The sequence below is a fragment of the Serratia rubidaea genome, from assembly GCF_016026735.1.
Taxonomy (GTDB): Bacteria; Pseudomonadota; Gammaproteobacteria; order Enterobacterales; family Enterobacteriaceae; genus Serratia_B; species Serratia_B rubidaea.
In genome coordinates, this window is record NZ_CP065640.1 from 2,265,214 (window position 1) to 2,284,120 (window position 18,907).

15 protein-coding genes and 1 riboswitch are annotated in these 18,907 nt (G+C 58.2%); of the genes, 9 read left to right on the plus strand and 6 right to left on the minus strand.

The window, feature by feature from the left end; all coding sequences use genetic code 11:
• Positions 1–14: 14 nt before the first annotated feature.
• Positions 15–113, minus strand: a riboswitch (TPP riboswitch).
• A 37-nt stretch (positions 114–150) separates the two neighbouring features.
• Positions 151–1,812 (minus strand): HTH-type transcriptional regulator SgrR, encoded by a 1,662-nt coding sequence (gene sgrR, locus I6G83_RS10455; protein ID WP_054305287.1) that lies wholly within the window; start codon positions 1,810–1,812, stop codon positions 151–153.
• Between the two features lie 92 nt (positions 1,813–1,904).
• On the opposite strand from sgrR, the gene sgrT reads away from it, so the two are divergent.
• From sgrT to I6G83_RS10470, 3 genes are all read left to right on the plus strand, one after another.
• A complete protein-coding gene (gene sgrT / locus I6G83_RS10460; RefSeq protein WP_071889362.1) occupies positions 1,905–2,081 on the plus strand; it encodes a glucose uptake inhibitor SgrT in 177 nt (58 codons plus the stop codon).
• A gap of 221 nt (positions 2,082–2,302) precedes the next feature.
• Positions 2,303–3,487 (plus strand): MFS transporter, encoded by a 1,185-nt coding sequence (locus tag I6G83_RS10465; RefSeq protein WP_054305288.1) that lies wholly within the window; start codon positions 2,303–2,305, stop codon positions 3,485–3,487.
• Between the two features lie 129 nt (positions 3,488–3,616).
• Entirely contained in the window at positions 3,617–5,089 is a 1,473-nt protein-coding gene (locus tag I6G83_RS10470) for a DASS family sodium-coupled anion symporter (RefSeq protein WP_054305289.1), read from the plus strand.
• A gap of 69 nt (positions 5,090–5,158) precedes the next feature.
• Here I6G83_RS10470 and leuD read toward each other — a convergent pair whose 3' ends face one another.
• The 5 genes from leuD to leuL all read right to left on the minus strand — a co-directional run bounded on the left by leuD (position 5,159) and on the right by leuL (position 10,015).
• Entirely contained in the window at positions 5,159–5,761 is a 603-nt protein-coding gene (leuD, locus tag I6G83_RS10475; protein WP_054305290.1) for a 3-isopropylmalate dehydratase small subunit, read from the minus strand.
• Positions 5,762–5,772: 11 nt separating this feature from the next.
• On the minus strand, positions 5,773–7,173 hold the full coding sequence (leuC, locus tag I6G83_RS10480; protein ID WP_054305291.1) for a 3-isopropylmalate dehydratase large subunit: 1,401 nt from the start codon (positions 7,171–7,173) through the stop codon (positions 5,773–5,775).
• 1 nt (position 7,174) lies between these two features.
• Positions 7,175–8,266: a 3-isopropylmalate dehydrogenase gene (leuB, locus tag I6G83_RS10485; protein WP_061324988.1), complete on the minus strand. Its 1,092-nt coding sequence runs from the start codon at positions 8,264–8,266 to the stop codon at positions 7,175–7,177.
• A gap of 2 nt (positions 8,267–8,268) precedes the next feature.
• Complete coding sequence (leuA, locus tag I6G83_RS10490; protein WP_054305895.1) at positions 8,269–9,843, minus strand: 2-isopropylmalate synthase; 1,575 nt, start codon at positions 9,841–9,843, stop codon at positions 8,269–8,271.
• Between the two features lie 88 nt (positions 9,844–9,931).
• Positions 9,932–10,015, minus strand: coding sequence for a leu operon leader peptide (gene leuL / locus I6G83_RS23735; RefSeq protein ID WP_126533491.1), 84 nt, complete (start codon positions 10,013–10,015; stop codon positions 9,932–9,934).
• 698 nt (positions 10,016–10,713) lie between these two features.
• Between leuL and leuO the strand changes: the two genes are divergently transcribed.
• The 6 genes from leuO (at position 10,714) to mraZ (ending at position 18,907) form a co-directional block, all read left to right on the plus strand.
• Positions 10,714–11,661 carry a transcriptional regulator LeuO gene (gene leuO / locus I6G83_RS10500; RefSeq protein WP_054305894.1) on the plus strand — a complete coding sequence of 316 codons (948 nt, stop codon included), beginning with the start codon at positions 10,714–10,716 and terminating at the stop codon, positions 11,659–11,661.
• A 442-nt stretch (positions 11,662–12,103) separates the two neighbouring features.
• On the plus strand, positions 12,104–13,903 hold the full coding sequence (locus tag I6G83_RS10505) for an AMP-dependent synthetase/ligase (RefSeq protein ID WP_054305893.1): 1,800 nt from the start codon (positions 12,104–12,106) through the stop codon (positions 13,901–13,903).
• Between the two features lie 403 nt (positions 13,904–14,306).
• On the plus strand, positions 14,307–16,025 hold the full coding sequence (gene ilvI, locus I6G83_RS10510) for an acetolactate synthase 3 large subunit (protein WP_054305892.1): 1,719 nt from the start codon (positions 14,307–14,309) through the stop codon (positions 16,023–16,025).
• 2 nt (positions 16,026–16,027) lie between these two features.
• On the plus strand, positions 16,028–16,519 hold the full coding sequence (gene ilvN, locus I6G83_RS10515) for an acetolactate synthase small subunit (protein ID WP_015670906.1): 492 nt from the start codon (positions 16,028–16,030) through the stop codon (positions 16,517–16,519).
• A 204-nt stretch (positions 16,520–16,723) separates the two neighbouring features.
• Positions 16,724–17,728 carry a catabolite repressor/activator gene (cra, locus tag I6G83_RS10520; RefSeq protein ID WP_054305891.1) on the plus strand — a complete coding sequence of 335 codons (1,005 nt, stop codon included), beginning with the start codon at positions 16,724–16,726 and terminating at the stop codon, positions 17,726–17,728.
• 720 nt (positions 17,729–18,448) lie between these two features.
• Positions 18,449–18,907, plus strand: a complete 459-nt coding sequence (mraZ, locus tag I6G83_RS10525) for a division/cell wall cluster transcriptional repressor MraZ (RefSeq protein ID WP_015670908.1) — start codon at positions 18,449–18,451, stop codon at positions 18,905–18,907.

Sequence of the window (18,907 nt, forward strand, 5' to 3'; positions counted from 1 at the left end):
GGCTCCAGGGGAGCCGGGGGGCTGCACTCAAATCCCTCCGCCGGTATTAGCCGGTTCAGGTTCGACGGGTCTGCTCTCAGCGAAAACCGTGTTCCGCACCCCGTTGAGACGGCGCTATTGTAAAGAGTTAGCGCCGCTGGCGAAAGATGCTTATGCCTCCGGCGGCGCGAACCAGGCGGATTTGAAGTCGAACCAGCCCAGGGTGTTCATCCGCACGCCGCGCATGCTGCGCTGGCCGTGCAGCTGCAGCCAGTGGTGGAACAGCGGATGCAGCTGATGCTGGCTGACCAGACGGCGGCAGAATTCCGCCAGCGGCAGGCGGTTGTCGCGCCACAGCGCGGCGTCCTGCGCCAGATCCTCACTCATACAGTGTTGCAGCAGCGGCAGCTCATACAGGGTGGCGAACAGCGAGAACTCCAGCGGCAGCGTGAAATTGGCGCTGCCGAGCCACAGATCGCTCTGCGCCTCTCCCCGGTGCCAGACGTCGTAATCGACGACATTGACCGTCAGGGCCACGCCGTGCTGCGCCAGCAGCGGTTCCAGCGCTTCGCGGATGGCGTGAAACTCCGAGTGTTCGCCGTAGTAGGTCAGCGTCAGCTGTTGCAGCGCGGCGGGCTTGGGCCGTTGGTTCAGCTCGCGGTTGTGGTGCCAGCGCGGCAAAATGCCGTAGGCCGGCGACCAGTAGCGCTGGCTGACCGGCCCGGAATGGTTCAGCAGGGCGATGGGGTTGAGCAGTTCGCACAGCCAGCTGCGGATGTCCGGATCGTCGCCGACGGGTGAGCGGCGGTCGAACAGCAGAAAGTAGCAGCCTTCCTCCAGCCGGCTTTCCAGCTCGTTTTTACCGGTATCGTCAGCCTGCAGCTGCACGCCGGAGTGCATCAGCTCTTCGGTGATGTCCGGCAGTACCCAGATATTGACCTCGTCGATCAGCGCGCGATAGCCGAAGTAGTCGTCAAACGCCTGGATCTTCAGCTGGCTCTGCTGGTTGCGCACCACGCTGTACGGCCCGGTGCCGATCGGATGCCGGGCAAAGTCCGGCAGGCTACGCCACTCCTGCGGCAGAATCATGGCCGGCACGCTGCCCAGCAGCCACGGTAGCCAGTAGTCGGGGCTGTGCAGATGCACGTCAATGACATGGGGCGTCGGCGAGTCGACGCGCGCGATATGCGCAAACAGCGGCTGCGACGTCAGGCGCGTCAGACTCTGGATGACGTCCTCCATCTCCAGCTCGCGCCCGTGGTGAAAGTGGATGGCGGGGCGCAGATAAAAGCGCCAGTGCAGCGGCGTCAGCGCCTGCCAGTGGTGAGAAAGGTCGGATTCCAGTTCCCCGTTTTCCTCATTTATCCGCGTCAGGCCGCTGTAAATTTGTCGGGCCAGGTGGGTTTCCGAGCGGCGCAGCGCCGAGCCGGGCAGCAGGTTGGACAGCGGGCGGTAGTAGAGCACGCGCAGAATGTGTTTTCCCTGACGGAAGCTGCGCCCCAGCTGGGACAGCAGCATCTGGCGCACCACTTTTTTATCGCCGACCAGCTGCACCAGCTGGTCAATGCGGTCCTGTTCCAGCAGCGTCTCCGCCCGTTGCTGCTGCAGCGCCAGTCCGGTGTAGTGAAACTCCAGCCGCGAACGCTTGCCGCGTCCGGCCTCTGCCTGCCAGGTCAGCCAGCCCTGCTGCTGCATGGCCCCCAGCAGCGAGCGCACGTGGCGGCGCGAACAGCTGAGCGCGTCGGCCAGCTCTTGCAGCGTGGTATCGCGGGTTTCGCCCTGGCAGCGCTGCCATAGGCGGATAAACTGCTGTTGCAGGCGTGGCGTAGACATAAAAGGGGAACTCTCCGGCAGTAAACCGACAATTTATCTTTCCCTATATTACGCCGATAATTTCCCCAGATGAAAGAGAGGAGGGCGAGCTTATGAACGTTTTGTTGTCGAAACAGTTTTATCAGCGCTATTTCGCCGCCGTTCGCCGCCAGCACGCCGACTGGCTGACCCGGCTGGTGCCGGAGCAGGTCAGGCTGGAGATGTTGTCCCACGTCACCCAGTGGGATATGCCGACGCTGAGCGACGAAGCCTATCGCAAGCGCCTCTGATCTTATCCTGCTATCCGTGGGTTTTCAGACCCGGTCTGAAAGCCCGGGGAAACCAAGTGTTTCTGAGTAATGGTGCTTTTCACCAGCCAGTGGGGCGACCCACTGGCATTTTTATTTGCGTCGGGTGATTGCCGTGCTCAGACGGTAATTTTACTATTCGTGGGTTTCTTCTACGCTGATTTTTTTACTGCGCCGTTTTCGCCTTGTTCCGGGATGCCGCTATGAATAACCGTTGGTCGCTACGCCGCTTTAACCCCGTTTTCGCCGCGTTCCTCGCCGTCGCCTTTCTGGCCGGCATCGCCGGGGCGCTGCAGACGCCGACGCTCAGCCTGTTCCTGACCTCGGAAGTCAAAGTGCGGCCGCTGTGGGTCGGGCTGTTTTATACCGTCAATGCGGTAGCCGGCATCGTGGTGAGCTTTATGCTGGCCAAACGCTCGGACACCCGCGGCGACAGGCGCAAGCTGATTTTAGGCTGCTGCCTGATGGCGGTGGGCAACTGCCTGCTGTTCGCCTTTAACCGCGACTACCTGACGCTGATCACCGCCGGCGTGCTGATGGCGGCGCTGGCCAATACCGCGATGCCGCAGATTTTTGCCCTGGCGCGTGAATATGCCGACAGCAGCGGCCGCGAAGTGGTGATGTTCAGTTCGGTGATGCGCGCGCAGCTGTCGCTGGCCTGGGTGATCGGCCCGCCGCTGTCGTTTATGCTGGCGCTGAATTACGGCTTTACCACCATGTTTCTGATTGCCGCTGGGATCTTCGTCGTCAGCGCGCTGCTGGTGGGGTTCTGCCTGCCTTCGGTGCCGCGCGAGGCGCAGACCGGCAGCCTGAATGTGACGCCAATCGCGCCGCCCAGCGCCTGGCGCAACCGCGACGTGCGCCGGCTGTTTATCGCCTCGACGCTGATGTGGACCTGCAACACCATGTATATCATCGATATGCCGCTGTATATCACCCGCGATCTCGGGCTGCCGGAGCGGCTGGCCGGTATTCTGATGGGCATCGCCGCCGGGCTGGAAATTCCGGCCATGCTGCTGGCGGGCTATGTGGTCAAGCGCTTCGGCAAGCGCCGGATGATGCTGTTCGCCGTCGCGGCGGGGCTGCTGTTCTATCTCGGACTGACGCAGTTCAGCGTGAAACCGGCGCTGATTGGCCTGCAGCTGTTCAACGCGATCTTTATCGGCATTATTGCCGGCATCGGCATGCTCTATTTTCAGGATCTGATGCCGGGACGTCCCGGCGCGGCGACCACCATGTTCACCAACAGTATCTCCACCGGCGTGATTCTGGCCGGGGTGCTGCAGGGGGCGCTGGTGGAGAACCTGGGCCATTACGCGGTGTACTGGCTGGCGACGGCGCTGGCGGCGCTTTCCTGGTGGCTGTGCGCCCGCGTGCGGGAGGTTTAATGACTATTTTGGTTAACATTGATGTAAATCATTGAGAACATTACCCCATCGCCGCAAGCTAAATGGACACTAGGCGCCGGTGCCGCAGGATGAACGCCGCGCCTTTCCATTGAACTTCGTGGGTATGTTATGGATAAACTAACGCCGCTCAAGCCTGTTCCCTCCCTGATTGCCGTTGTCGTCACGCTGCTTATCTGGTTTGTCATTCCGGTGCCTGAAGGCGTCGAACCCAATGCCTGGCAGCTGCTGGCGCTGTTTATCGGCACCATTATCGCCATTATCGGTAAGGCGATGCCGATTGGCGCGGTATCGGTGGTCGCCATCGGGCTGGTGGCGGTTACCGGCGTCACTAACCCCGGTAAGCCGGGCGCGGCGCTCGGCGATGCGTTGAGCGGTTTTTCCAACCCGCTGATCTGGCTGATCGGCTTTTCTATCATGATCTCCCTCAGTCTGAATAAAACCGGGCTGGGCGGGCGTATCGGCTATTACTTTATCTCGCTGTTCGGTAAAAAGACGCTGGGCATCGCCTATGCGCTGACGCTGGCGGAAACCACGCTGGCGCCGGTGACGCCGAGCAACACCGCGCGCGGCGGCGGGATTATTCACCCGATCATGAAGTCAATCGCTGACAGTTTCGGCTCCAGCCCCGGGCTGAACACCAGCGGCAAGATCGGCCGCTATCTGGCGCTGGTTAACTACAACATCAACCCGATCACCTCGGCGATGTTTATCACCGCCACGGCGCCGAACCCGCTGGTAGTCAGCCTGATCGCCAAAGGTACGCACGACAGTGTGGAGCTGAGCTGGGGCATGTGGGCGCTGGCGGCGCTGGTGCCGGGCCTTTGCTCGCTGATCGTGATGCCGCTGGTGGTGTATTTCCTCTATCCGCCGGAAATTAAAAGCACCCCGGATGCGCCGGACTTTGCCAAACGGCAGCTGCAGGCGCTGGGGCCGGTGACGCTGCCGGAGAAGATTACGCTGGCGGTGTTTGCGCTGCTGTTGGTGCTGTGGGCCGGTATTCCGGCGATGATTTTCGGTCCGGCGCTGGCGGTGAACCCAACCACCGCCGCCCTGATCGGTCTGGCGATTTTGCTGGCCAGCGGCGTGCTGAGCTGGGATGACATCCTGCGGCAGAAGGGCGCCTGGGATACCGTGGTCTGGTTCTCCGCGCTGGTGATGATGGCGACCTATCTGGGCAAGCTGGGTTTGATCAACTGGCTGTCGCAGACGGTTGGCGCCGGTATCGCCCATATGGGGATGAGCTGGGTGGGCGGCACGCTGCTGCTGACGCTGGTTTATCTCTACTCTCACTACTTTTTCGCCAGCACCACGGCGCACGTGACCGCTATGTTTGCCGCTTTCTTCGCCGCAGGGGTGGCGCTGGGGGCGCCGCCGGCGCTGCTCGGGCTGATTCTGGCGTTCTCTTCTTCGCTGATGATGTCGCTGACCCATTACGCCACCGGCACCGCGCCGATTATTTTCGGCTCCGGCTACAGTACGCTGGGCGAGTGGTGGAAAACCGGCCTGGTGATGAGCGTGGTCAACCTGCTGATTTGGCTGACGCTTGGCGCGGCCTGGTGGAAGTGGCTGGGATATTGGTAACGGCGGCGGGAGCGCGGTGATGATGCAGGGGCGGAATATCCGCCCCTGTTGTTTTTCAGCGTCGCCGTATCAGTTCAGAAACGCCGGCTGGTTGGCTTCATAGCGGGCGATATCCGCGTCGTGCTGCAGCGTCAGGCCGATGCTGTCCAGACCGTTGATCATGCAGTGACGGCGGAAGCTGTCGATCTCAAACGGATAGCTGTTACCGCCGGCGTTGACCGTCTGCTGCTCCAGATCGACGGTAAACTCAATGCCTTCGTTGGCTTCCACCAGTTTGAACAGCGTATCCACGTCCTGTTCGCTCAGCGTGACCGGCAGCAGCTGGTTGTTGAACGAGTTTCCGTAGAAGATATCGGCAAAGCTCGGCGCAATCACCACTTTGAAACCGTAGTCGGTCAGCGCCCACGGCGCATGCTCGCGGGAGGAGCCGCAGCCGAAGTTCTCCCGCGCCAGCAGGATGCTGGCGCCCTGATAGCGCGCTTTGTTCAGCACGAAGTCCGGGTTGGGCTGCTGGCCGGCATCGTCCAGGAAGCGCCAGTCGTTAAACAGGTGCTGGCCGAAGCCGGTGCGCGTTACCTTCTGCAGAAACTGTTTCGGGATAATGGCGTCGGTATCGACGTTGGCCGCATCCAAAGGCACCACTAAGCCGGTATGTTGAGTAAATTTAGCCACGGTGATGCTCCTTAGTGCAGTTCACGAATATCGGCGAAGTGGCCGCTGACGGCGGCGGCGGCGGCCATGGCCGGACTGACCAGATGGGTGCGTCCGCCGCGTCCCTGACGCCCTTCAAAGTTGCGGTTGCTGGTGGAGGCGCAGCGCTCACCCGGGTTCAGACGGTCGTTGTTCATCGCCAGACACATGGAGCAGCCGGGCAGACGCCATTCAAAACCGGCTTCGATAAAGATTTTGTCCAGCCCTTCGGCCTCCGCCTGCGCTTTAACCGGGCCGGAGCCAGGCACCACAATGGCCTGGACGCCGCTGGCGACTTTACGCCCTTTGGCGATGGCCGCCGCGGCGCGCAGATCCTCAATGCGCGAGTTGGTGCACGAGCCGATAAACACCTTGTCGATCGCCACCTCGGTCAGCTTGATACCCGGCTGCAGATCCATATAGGCCAGCGCTTTTTCCGCGGAGGCGCGCTCGACCGGATCGCTGAACGACTCCGGCGCCGGGATGATCTGATTAACGGCGATCACCTGGCCCGGGTTGGTGCCCCAGGTCACCTGCGGCGCGATATCTTCGGCGCGCAGCGTCACTACGCTGTCGAACTGCGCGTCGTCATCCGACTTCAGCGTGCGCCAGTAGGCGACCGCCTGTTCCCAGTTATCGCCGGTCGGCGCGAACTGGCGGCCCTTCAGGTAGTCGAAGGTGGTGTCGTCCGGCGCGACCAGCCCGGCCTTGGCGCCCATCTCAATCGCCATGTTGCACAGCGTCATGCGGCCTTCCATGCTCAGCGCTTCGATGGCCTTGCCGCAGAACTCGACCACGTGGCCGGTGCCGCCGGCGCTGCCGGTCTTGCCGATCACCGCCAGCACGATGTCTTTAGCGGTGATGCCCGGCGCCGCTTCGCCGGTGACTTCAATCTTCATGGTCTTGGCGCGCCCCTGCTTCAGGGTCTGGGTCGCCAGCACGTGCTCCACTTCGGAGGTGCCGATGCCGAACGCCAGCGAGCCGAAGGCGCCGTGGGTGGCGGTATGGGAGTCACCGCAGACGATGGTCATCCCCGGCAGCGTCATGCCCTGCTCAGGGCCGATAACGTGCACGATGCCCTGGAACGGGTGGTTCAGGTCGTACAGCGAGACGCCGAACTCCGCACAGTTCTTGATCAGTTCCTGCATCTGAATGCGCGCCATCTCGCCGCTGGCGTTGATGTCTTTGGTCTGCGTCGAGACGTTGTGGTCCATGGTGGCGAAGGTCTTGCCCGGCTGGCGCACCTTACGGCCCATGGCGCGCAGGCCGTCGAAGGCCTGTGGCGACGTGACTTCGTGCACCAGGTGGCGGTCGATATACAGCAGCGGCGTTTCGTTCGGCGCTTCGTACACCACGTGGGCATCGTACAATTTCTGATATAACGTCTTGGCCATGTTATGCCCCCTGTGCCACAAAGCGGGCGATGATGTCGCCCATGTCATCGGTGCTGATCGCCTGGCCGTCGCCGGCCAGATCGGCGGTGCGGTAACCCTGTTCCAGCGCCTGGTTGATTGCGCGTTCAATCGCATCGGCGGCCTCATCGGCTCCCAGGCTGTAACGCAGCAGCAGGGTGAGCGACAGAATTTGGGCGACCGGGTTGGCGATGCCTTTACCTGCAATATCCGGCGCGGAGCCGCCTGCCGGCTCGTACAGGCCGAAGCCCGCTTCGTTCAGGCTGGCGGAAGGCAGCATCCCCATCGAGCCGGTGATCATCGCGCACTCGTCCGACAGAATATCGCCGAACAGGTTAGAGCACAGCAGCACGTCAAACTGCGCCGGATCTTTGATCAGCTGCATGGTGGCGTTGTCGATATACATGTGCGACAGCGCCACGTCCGGATAGTCCTTGGCGACCTCGTTCACCACGTCGCGCCACAGGATCGAGCTTTGCAGCACGTTGGCCTTATCGATGGAGGTGACCTTGTTACGGCGTTTACGTGCCGACTCAAAGGCGATGCGCGCGATGCGTTCGATCTCGAAGCGGTGGTACACCTCGGTATCGTAGGCGCGTTCCTGCATGCCCTGGCCTTCGCGACCTTTCGGCTGGCCGAAATAGATGCCGCCGGTCAGTTCGCGTACGCACAGGATGTCGAAGCCGGCGGCGGCGATATCGGCGCGCAGCGGGCAGAAATTCTCCAGCCCCTGGTACAGGCGAGCCGGACGCAGGTTGCTGAACAGTTTGAAGTGTTTACGCAGCGGCAGCAGCGCGCCGCGCTCCGGCTGTTCCGCCGGCGGCAGATGCTCCCACTTGGGGCCGCCCACCGAGCCGAACAAAATGGCGTCCGCCTGCTCGCAGCCGCTCAGCGTCGCCGCCGGCAGCGGGCTGCCGTGGCGGTCGATGGCGATGCCGCCGACGTCGTATTCGCTGGTTGTGATGCGGATATCAAAGCGTTGACGCACCGCTTCCAGCACTTTCTTCGCCTGGGCCATTACTTCCGGACCGATTCCGTCTCCGGGTAAGACGGCAATATGGTAACTCTTCGTCATGTTCACACCGTTTCCTGATTATTTTGTTGTTTGTTTTGCTGCAGACGCTGTTTTTCTTTTTCTACCTGTTGGGAGCGCCAAATATTGTTTAATGCGTGGATCATCGCCTTGGCGGAGGATTCGACAATATCGGTCGCCAGACCGACGCCGTGGAAGCGGCGGCCGTTGTAGGACACCACGATATCCACCTGGCCCAGCGCGTCGCGGCCCTGACCTTTGGCCGTCAGCTGGTACTTCACCAGTTCGATCGGGAAGTTGGTAATGCGGTTGATGGCCTGATAGACCGCATCAACCGGGCCGTTGCCGGTGGCCGCTTCGGCCTTTTCTTCATCGCCGCAGATCAGTTTCACCGAGGCGGTAGCCATAATGCTGCTGCCGGACTGCACGCTGAAGTAACCCAGATTGAAGTGTTCCGGCTCTTCCTGCTGCTTATTGATAAACGCCAGCGCTTCCAGATCGTAGTCGAACACCTGGCCTTTCTTGTCCGCCAGCTTCAGGAAGGCGGCGTACAGATCGTCCAGGTTGTAGTCCTGATCCTGGTAGCCCATCTCTTCCATGCGGTGCTTCACCGCAGCGCGGCCGGAGCGCGAGGTCAGGTTCAGCTGAACGTCTTTCAGACCGATGGTCTGCGGCGACATGATTTCGTAGTTTTCGCGGTTTTTCAGCACGCCGTCCTGATGAATGCCGGAGGAGTGCGCAAAGGCGTTGGAGCCGACGATCGCCTTGTTGCCGGGAATCGGCATATTGCACAGCTGGCTGACCAGCTGGCTGGTGCGGTAGATTTCCTGGTGATTGATATTGGTGTGCACGTTCATGATGTCCTGGCGCACTTTAATCGCCATGATCACCTCTTCCAGCGAGGTGTTGCCCGCGCGTTCGCCGATGCCGTTGATCGTCCCTTCCACCTGGCGGGCGCCGGCCTGCACCGCCGCGATGGAGTTGCCGACCGCCATGCCCAAATCGTCATGGCAGTGTACGGAGATGATCGCCTTGTCGATGTTCGGCACCCGGTCGTACAGCGTGCTGATAATGCCGCCAAACTGGTTCGGCGTGGTGTAGCCGACGGTATCGGGAATGTTGATGGTGGTGGCGCCGGCGTTGATGGCAGCCTCAACCACGCGGCACAGGTTATCGATCGGCGTGCGTCCGGCGTCTTCGCAGGAGAATTCGACGTCGTCGGTATAGTTACGCGCGCGCTTCACCGAGCGTACGGCCATCTCCAGCACTTCATCAAACGAACGCTTTAACTTTGACTCGATGTGCAGCGTCGAGGTGGCCAGGAAAACGTGAATACGGAACGCTTCGGCGACGCGCAGCGCCTCGGCGGCGACGTCGATATCGTTGTCGACGCAGCGCGCCAGGCCGCAGACGCGACTGTTTTTGATTTGGCGCGCAATAGTTTGCACCGACTCAAAATCACCCGGTGAAGAGACCGGGAAGCCAACTTCCATGACGTCGACGCCCATTCTTTCCAGCGCCATTGCGATCTGAATCTTTTCCTTTACGCTCAGGCTGGCCTGCAGCGCCTGTTCGCCGTCGCGCAATGTGGTATCGAAGATAATGACTTGTTGGCTCATCGCTTGGTTCCTTATCGTGTTTTTCACGCTAAGCGGGCAAAAAAAAACCCGCGCAGTAGCGCGGGTTTATTATAGCTGAGTGGCTGAATCAGGACCGATCGCCGCCCACTGGCATACCGCGCAAAGAAGATGCGTTTAGTAGTAGGCCTGGTAGACGAGTAATACGGATCATGTGATTCCACTTCTCTCAATGTTTGCGTTGTCTAATTTGATACGTTATCGCCAAGGCGATGTCAACATCTGATTTTAAAACCCGGGATAAATGAAACCGCAAGCGGTATCACAATCTCATTCAGCAGAAAATGTTGAAAAAAACGCGCTTATCAGTTTAAAAAAATATTGGAATTGGGAGGCGGTTAGCATAAGTGAATCGTGTGGTGAGATATAGCATTGATTCTGCGTGGGGCTGGAGTAAAGTTCAACCAAGATAAGGCGGTTGATACATGCTGAAAGAATGATATATTCATGTGGATAATTTATAATTATATTAAATTTGATATTTTAATGATTCAGCGCACAGAGTTATTAAATGTGAAATGAAACTGTCCTAAAAATCACTGCTTTTAATACTGCGTGATTGTCCATTGTCTATTTTTATGTTCTGATTCATCTGGTGTTGGGCGTTTTTTTGAACACCATTTCGGCTTATTCCTATTGAAGAAATCTTCAGTATCGTAATTGGTCGATAAAATTGTTGTCATAAATTTTAGTGTCGTATTTATATTGGATGATTCTTGGCTTTTATCTTTTTCAGGATAAATTGCCAAGAGGACTAACTTTACCGATCGAGAAAATGGATTGCTATTTCTTACACCGTTTCTTAATGGTGCGTTGGTGAAGTTATCTACATAGGACTTAGTGGAGTTGGATATGTCTGGATATGATTCGGGAAATGTCTTAGGGAAAGAAGGCGGCGATATTCATCTGCGCAGCGTCGATCTTAATCTGCTCACCGTTTTTGACGCCGTGATGCAAATGCAAAATATTACGCGTGCGGCAAATGTGCTTGGCATGTCGCAGCCTGCGGTAAGTAATGCCGTTGCCCGGTTGAAAGTAATGTTTAACGATGAGCTGTTCGTGCGGTTTGGCCGCGGCATCCAGCCGACGATGCGCGCCAGACAGCTGTTCGGTCCCATTCGCCAGGCGCTGCAGCTGGTGCAGAATGAACTGCCGGGGGCCGGGTTTGACGCCTTGACCAGCGAGCGGATTTTCCCCATCTCCATTTGTAGCCCGTTAGATTTACGCCTGACGGCGAAAGTCATCAACAGCGTGAAGGAAATGGCGCCCCACGTTCGTCTGCAAATAAAATCTTATCTCAACAATAACATTGAACATCAGCTGCGTTATCAGGAGATGGAGTTTGTTATTGGCTATACGCATTTTGAACACAGCGAATTTAAGCGCCACGCATTGTTTGACGATGAGCTGGTGGTGGTCGCTGCGCAAGCGCATCCGCGGATAATCAACGGCGTTACGCGTGAACAGCTGATGCAGGAGCAGCACGCGGTGGTTTCTCTGGAACGGTTCTGTTCTTTCAGCCGGCCGCATTATATCGAAGACGCCATGCAGCGTATCGTTTCACAGCAGTGTACAGATTTATATAGCGTGATGAACCTGGTTTCCCGTACTGATATGCTGGCTATCGCCCCTCGCTGGTTTGCCCAGCAATATGCGTCGAGCCTGCAGCTGAAATTACTGGCTCTGCCGCTGGATAAAAAACAGGTGACCTGTTATCTCTCCTGGCATGAAACCGCCGAGCGCGATAAAGGGCACCAGTGGATGAAGTCAGTGCTGAGCGAATCAGAAGTTTTGCGTTAAGACATGGATAATTAACCCGAGGGATCGCCCTCGGGTTAATTTTTTCTCTGTCGCTGGCAGAGGGTATATTAAGTCATTTTTTGTCTTTTATTTAGAATGTTCTTGTTTTTTGCCGTGGTGATTTATTTTAATTTTCTCAAATTTAAAAACTAAATATTAATCAATTTATGGAGTTTTATTCTGATGCGGGATGGCGTGCCGCGCCTTTTATCGTGTTATGCATGAAACGGCGGTCAGCGCCGGGCTTCCGGCTCCAGCTTTGCGTCACATTCCGCGGATCTCGCATGTGTTTAAGCTCACAGATCGACGCTGAAATTTCTTCCCCCTTTATCAGAGAGCCGGTAGACTGCGCGGAAAAAAGTAAACACGTGTAAGCTGAAATTTGGGGGCGTCGATGTCCCATCGCAGCTAACCGATTGATCCGTTTCAGGCTTAAGGCTCTATGACCAGAAATCTGCAGCATTACCATCTGATTCAGCGCATCCAGCAACAGCGCAGCCAGCGCGCCGATTGCATCGCCTTTCGTCAATGGACGCCGGCGGGAGAAACCAGTCTGACCTGGCGGCAGGTCGGCGATCATATGGATCGCATCGCCAGCGCCCTGTTGGCGTTAGGCATTGAAGTACAAGAGCGCGTGGCGATTTTTGCCAATAACAGCATGGCCTGGTCATTAACCGACCTGGCTATTTTGCAGTTGCGTGCGGTCAGCGTACCGCTGTATGCCACGCATACCCCAGCGCAGGCGGCGTTTGTGCTGAATGATGCGGATATCCGCATTCTGTTTGTCGGCGATCAGGCGCAAATGGATGCCGCCATTGCGCTGCGCGGCGTTTGTCCGCAGCTGGTGAAGATCATCGTGTTTAACGAGGCGGTGGATCTGCACGGGTGTGAGATTGCCTGCTATTTGAACCAGCTGGAGCGCGATGCGGATGTCGGACGTTATCAGACACAGCTGGATGAGCGCATCAACGGCTGTGAACTGCAGGATCTGTTCACGCTGATTTATACCTCGGGCACGACCGGCGAACCAAAAGGCGTGATGCTGGACTACCGCAATATGGCGGCTCAGCTGTGCCAGCATGATGAGCGTCTGACGGTGGGAGAAGAGGATGTTTCACTCAGCTTCCTGCCGCTGTCGCACGTGTTTGAGCGCGCCTGGAGCTTCTTTATCATGCATTCCGGCGCGCAGAATGTTTTTCTGCCGAATACCGACTGGGTGCGTGAGGCGATGACGGCGGTGCGACCGACCGTGATGTGCGCCGTACCGCGTTTTTATGAAAAGATCTTCAGCGCGGTGCATGAGAAAGTCGCTCGTGCTCCGTGGTGGCGTCGGCTCCTGTTCCGCTGGGCGATTGGCTGCGGCGAGCGCAGGTTCTTGCAGGAGCGCGCCGGCATGCCTTGCGGCCGGCTGTCCGCCCTGACGCACCGCTGGGCCGATAAGCTGGTGCTCAGCAAGCTGCGCGGCCTGCTGGGAGGGCGGGTGCGCTTTCTGCCGGCCGCCGGGGCCAAGCTGGACGATAACGTGATTCTGTTCTTCCAGGCGTTGGGCGTAAACATCAAATACGGCTACGGCATGACGGAAACCTGCGCCACCGTTTCTTGCTGGGAAGAGCACGACTTCCGTTTCGGGTCTATCGGCAAACCGCTGCCTGACGTGGAAGTGCGCATCGCGGAAGAGAACGAGATTCAGGTGCGCGGCCCGGTCGTCATGCGCGGCTACTTTAATAAACCGCTGGAAACCGCGCAGACGTTTACCGCCGATGGCTGGTTGAAGACCGGCGACGCCGGCGCGGTTGACGAGCAGGGCAACCTGTTTATCACCGAGCGGCTGAAGGATCTGATGAAGACCTCCGGCGGTAAATATATTGCGCCGCAGATGCTGGAAGGCGCGCTGGCGCAGGATCGCTTTATCGAGCAGGTGGCGGTGATTGCCGATGCGCGCAAGTTCGTATCCGCGCTGATTGTGCCGTGTTTTGAATCGCTGGAAGAGTACGCCAAATCGCTCAACCTCAAATATCACGATCGCCTGGAACTGCTGCGCCATAGCCAGATTATCGAGATGTTTGAGGCGCGCCTGCGTGAGATGCAAAAAGAGCTGGCCCGTTTCGAGCAGGTAAAGAAATTTACCCTGTTGCCGGCGGCGTTCTCGATGGAGTTGGGAGAGCTGACGCCGACGCTGAAGCTGCGGCGTAAGGTGATCTCCCAGCGTTATCAGCATGAAATTGAGGCTATGTATCAGTAAATCTTCTGGCCGACGGTGGTTGCACCGCCGTCGTTGCTGAAAAAACCGGCATAAAGTCAGCCTGATTTAGTTCTGTAATTCCCGCCATTCATGAAACAATGCCTAGCCACATCCGCCGTAGACTAGTGCATTGTTTTAACCCTCCGCCAAATGCCAGATCGAGAGCCATTTTTGCCGTTTCTCGCCGCCGCATTGTCGTTTGCCTGCCTCATATACTGACGTTATGTTAAGGGATTCTGTACCCGCCATTTTCCGGCATGAGCGCCGGTTGGCCGCTTTATATTTATAACCCTATTCTGCGCGGCGATGGCTAAGCGAGAAACGTATTACGTCGGGTATCACCCGATGAGCAGGCGCCACGTTCCGGCGCCAGACAAGTATAAGTAAGCCTGGAGGCAAACCCATGGAGATGTTGTCAGGAGCCGAAATGGTCGTGCGATCGCTGATCGACCAGGGCGTTAAACATGTATTCGGTTATCCGGGCGGGGCGGTGCTTGATATTTACGACGCCCTGCACACGGTGGGCGGAATCGACCACGTACTGGTGCGCCACGAGCAGGGGGCGGTGCATATGGCCGACGGCTACGCGCGCGCCACCGGCGAGGTCGGCGTGGTGCTGGTCACCTCCGGCCCGGGGGCGACCAATGCGATTACCGGTATCGCCACCGCCTATATGGACTCCATTCCGATGGTGGTGCTTTCCGGCCAGGTGCCTAGCTCGCTGATTGGCTACGACGCCTTCCAGGAGTGCGATATGGTGGGGATTTCACGCCCGGTGGTGAAACACAGCTTCCTGGTCAAACGCACCGAAGATATTCCCGGCGTCTTGAAAAAGGCGTTTTATCTGGCCGCCAGCGGCCGTCCCGGCCCGGTGGTCATTGACCTGCCGAAAGATATTGTCGGCCCGGCGGTGCGTATGCCTTACGCCTATCCGCAGGAAGTCAGCCTGCGCTCTTACAACCCGACGGTGCAGGGGCATCGCGGCCAGATCAAACGCGCCCTGCATACCCTGATGGCGGCGAAAAAGCCGGTGATGTATGTCGGCGGCGGCGCGATCAATGCCGCGTGCCATACGGAGGTGGTGACGCTGGCGGAGCGCCTTAATCTGCCGGTCACCTGTACGCTGATGGGGCTGGGCGCCTTCCCGGGCACCCACCGCCAGAGCGTCGGCATGCTGGGGATGCACGGCACCTATGAGGCCAACAAGACCATGCACCACGCCGATGTGATTTTTGCCGTCGGCGTGCGCTTTGACGATCGCACCACCAACAACCTGGCGAAATACTCCCCGGATGCCACCGTGCTGCATATTGATATCGACCCGACCTCCATCTCTAAAACCGTGGATGCGGATATTCCGATTGTCGGCGATGCGAAGCAGGTGCTGGCGCAGATGCTGGAGCTGCTGGCGCAGAGCGATAAGCAGCAGGACTTTGACGCGTTGCGCGACTGGTGGCAGTCGATCGAGCAGTGGAGAGCGCGCGACTGTCTGGGGTATGACAAGAACGGCGATACCATCAAACCGCAGGCGGTGATCGAAACGCTGCATCGCCTGACCAAAGGCGACGCCTATGTGACGTCTGACGTCGGCCAGCACCAGATGTTCGCCGCGCTGTATTATCCGTTCGACAAGCCGCGCCGCTGGATCAACTCCGGCGGTCTGGGCACGATGGGCTTCGGCCTGCCGGCGGCGCTGGGGGTGAAGCTGGCGCTGCCGGAGGAAACCGTGGTGTGCGTAACCGGCGACGGCAGTATCCAGATGAATATTCAGGAGCTGTCCACCGCGCTGCAGTACAACCTGCCGGTCGTGGTGGTGAACCTGAACAACCGCTACCTCGGCATGGTGAAGCAGTGGCAGGACATGATCTATTCCGGCCGCCATTCGCAGTCCTATATGGAGTCGCTGCCCGATTTCGTCGCGCTGGCTGAGGCCTACGGACATGTCGGCATCGCCATCCGCACTCCGGATGAGCTGGAAAGCAAGCTGGCGCAGGCGCTGGCGGAGAAGGAACGACTGATGTTTGTCGATGTGACCGTCGATGAAACCGAACATGTGTACCCCATGCAGATCCGCGGTGGCGGCATGGACGAAATGTGGCTGAGCAAAACGGAGAGGACCTGATCATGCGCCGTATTTTATCTGTATTGCTGGAGAATGAATCCGGCGCCCTGTCGCGCGTGGTCGGGCTGTTTTCCCAGCGCGGCTACAATATTGAAAGCCTGACGGTGGCGCCGACCGACGATCCGACGCTGTCGCGCATGACCATCCAGACCGTGGGCGACGAGAAGGTGCTGGAGCAGATTGAGAAACAGCTGCATAAACTGGTGGATGTGTTGCGCGTCAGCGAACTGGCGCAGGGCGCGCACGTCGAGCGGGAAATCATGCTGGTTAAGCTGCAGGCCAGCGGCTATGGCCGTGAAGAGGTGAAGCGCTGCGCCGATATTTTCCGCGGGCAGATTGTCGACGTGACCGCGACGCTGTATACCGTGCAGCTGGCGGGCACCAGCGACAAACTGGACGCTTTCCTCGGGACGGTGCGCGAGGTGGCGGAAATCGTCGAGGTAGCGCGTTCCGGGGTGGTCGGCGTTTCGCGCGGCGATAAAATTATGCGTTGAGAGGGCGGGAGCGGGGCATCGGCGCCCCGCTTCAGGTTATCCGGCGGTAAAAGTTGCCTGTTTACCGGCGTCCGGCGGCAAAATCGGTTGCCCGGTAGAGGTTTCTGCTGTTAGATCGTGAAGCCGGATTGAATCATCGCATGGCTGCGATATTTGCTGAGGGCAGCCTTCACTCTCTATTTTCAGCATCAGTAAGGGGTTAACGTGAAACTGGATGAAATCGCGCGTCTCGCAGGCGTTTCGCGCACTACGGCCAGTTACGTCATCAACGGCAAGGCGAAGCAGTATCGCGTCAGCGATAAAACCGTCGAAAAAGTGATGGCCGTGGTCAGGGAGCATAATTATCATCCGAACGCCGTGGCGGCAGGGCTGCGCGCCGGTCGGACACGTTCTATCGGTTTGGTGATCCCCGATCTGGAAAACACCAGTTACACGCGCATTGCCAACTATCTGGAGCGTCAGGCGCGCCAGCGTGGCTACCAGTTGCTGATCGCCTGTTCAGAGGATCAGCCGGACAACGAAATGCGTTGCATTGAGCACCTGCTGCAGCGTCAGGTCGATGCGATTATCGTCTCGACCGCGCTGCCGCCGGAGCACCCCTTCTACCAGCGCTGGGCAAACGGCTCGCTGCCGATCATCGCGCTGGACCGCGCGCTGGATCGCGAACATTTCATCAGCGTTGTCGGCGCCGATCAGGAAGACGCCTTTACCCTGGCGCAGGAGCTGCGCACCTTCCCGGCAGAGTCGGTGCTGTATCTGGGCGCGCTGCCGGAACTGTCGGTCAGCTTCCTGCGTGAGCAGGGCTTCCGTCAGGCCTGGCAGGACGATGAGCGTCAGGTGGATTACCTGTATGCCAACAGTTATGAGCGCGAAGCCGCGGGCGCGCTGTTCGCCAACTGGCTGCAAACTCACCCGATGCCGCAGGCGCTGTTCACCACCTCGTTTTCGTTGCTGCAGGGCGTAATGGACGTCACCCTCAAGCAGCAGGGGCGTCTGCCGACCGATTTGGCGATCGCCACGTTTGGCGACCATGAGCTGCTGGATTTCCTGGAGTGCCCGGTGCTGGCGGTGGCGCAGCGTCACCGCGACGTGGCGGAGCGGGTGCTGGAGCTGGTGCTGGCCAGCCTGGATGAGCCGCGTAAGCCGAAGCCGGGCCTGACGCGCATTCGCCGTAATCTGTTCCGTCGCGGCAGCCTGAGCAGAAAGTAACCGCCAAGGCAGGGGAGCGGCGCGCCGTTCCCTTGTCGTCAGGTCGAACGGCCCCTACGCTTAAATAAATTACATACAAAACAACAGGTTGTAAATTACGTGCATTTTTCTAATTGAAATGCCAAAAACGATAGGAATAAACATGTAAGGAAATGCGGCCGTGTTGTAAAGTTTTTTGAGAATAATCTTAGCAATATGATTTAAATCGCAATTAGCCCGCCTGGTATTCGTCAAAACATTTATTTTATTTTCCCCTCTCGGCATTCGCCGTTTAATTGCAGTAAAATAATGCCCCCGCGATCGGATTGTTGACACCTGAGTTAATTAGCAGCAGGCGTTAGCGACCGCGCCAACGGGGAGGCGCCGTGCCGCAGGCCTGCGCCGCCGCGGGTTGGGGCAGAGGGCCGCGGGAAAAAATAATCAGTGAAAAATGAGACTTCGATTACAGAAGAAAGTATTGAGCTAATTAATCGCCAATTTGTCAGATTGTTAACCGTCTACTTTCCTTTCAAAAAATTCTCCTCGTTTATCATGGTGTTAATTTTTTATTGCCGAATAAAAAGAGTTCCTTTCGCGAGTCAGCTCCCAAAACGGACAGAGAAATATTGCCAAAGCACCGCCGCTCTGGCTTGACAAGGTTTTAATACCCTCCGTAAACTCCTTTATGTGGGAATTTGTGGGGTAAAGTGGTGAAAAAGGTCACGAAGGGGTAGCTCAGGAATGTTTCGAGGGGCGACGACGGTCAACCTCGACAGCAAGGGGCGGCTTGCCGTACCAACCCGTTACCGGGACTCGCTGAACGAGGAATCGCAAGGCCAAATGGTCTGTACCATTGACCTCCATCAGCCCTGCCTGCTGCTTTACCCGCTGCCCGAATGGGAAGTGATTGAACAAAAATTATCCCGTCTGTCGAGCATGAATCCTGCGGAGCGCCGCGTACAGCGCTTGCTGTTGGGGCATGCCAGTGAGTGTCAGATGGATAACGCCGGGCGGTTGTTGATAGCCAGTACGCTGCGCCAACACGCCGGGCTAACGAAAGAAGTGATGCTGGTCGGTCAGTTCAACAAGTTTGAACTGTGGGATGAACAGACCTGGTATCAACAAGTCAAGGATGATATTGACGCTGAACAGTCGTCTCAGGAACCGTTGTCTGAGCGGCTACAGGACTTGTCACTATAA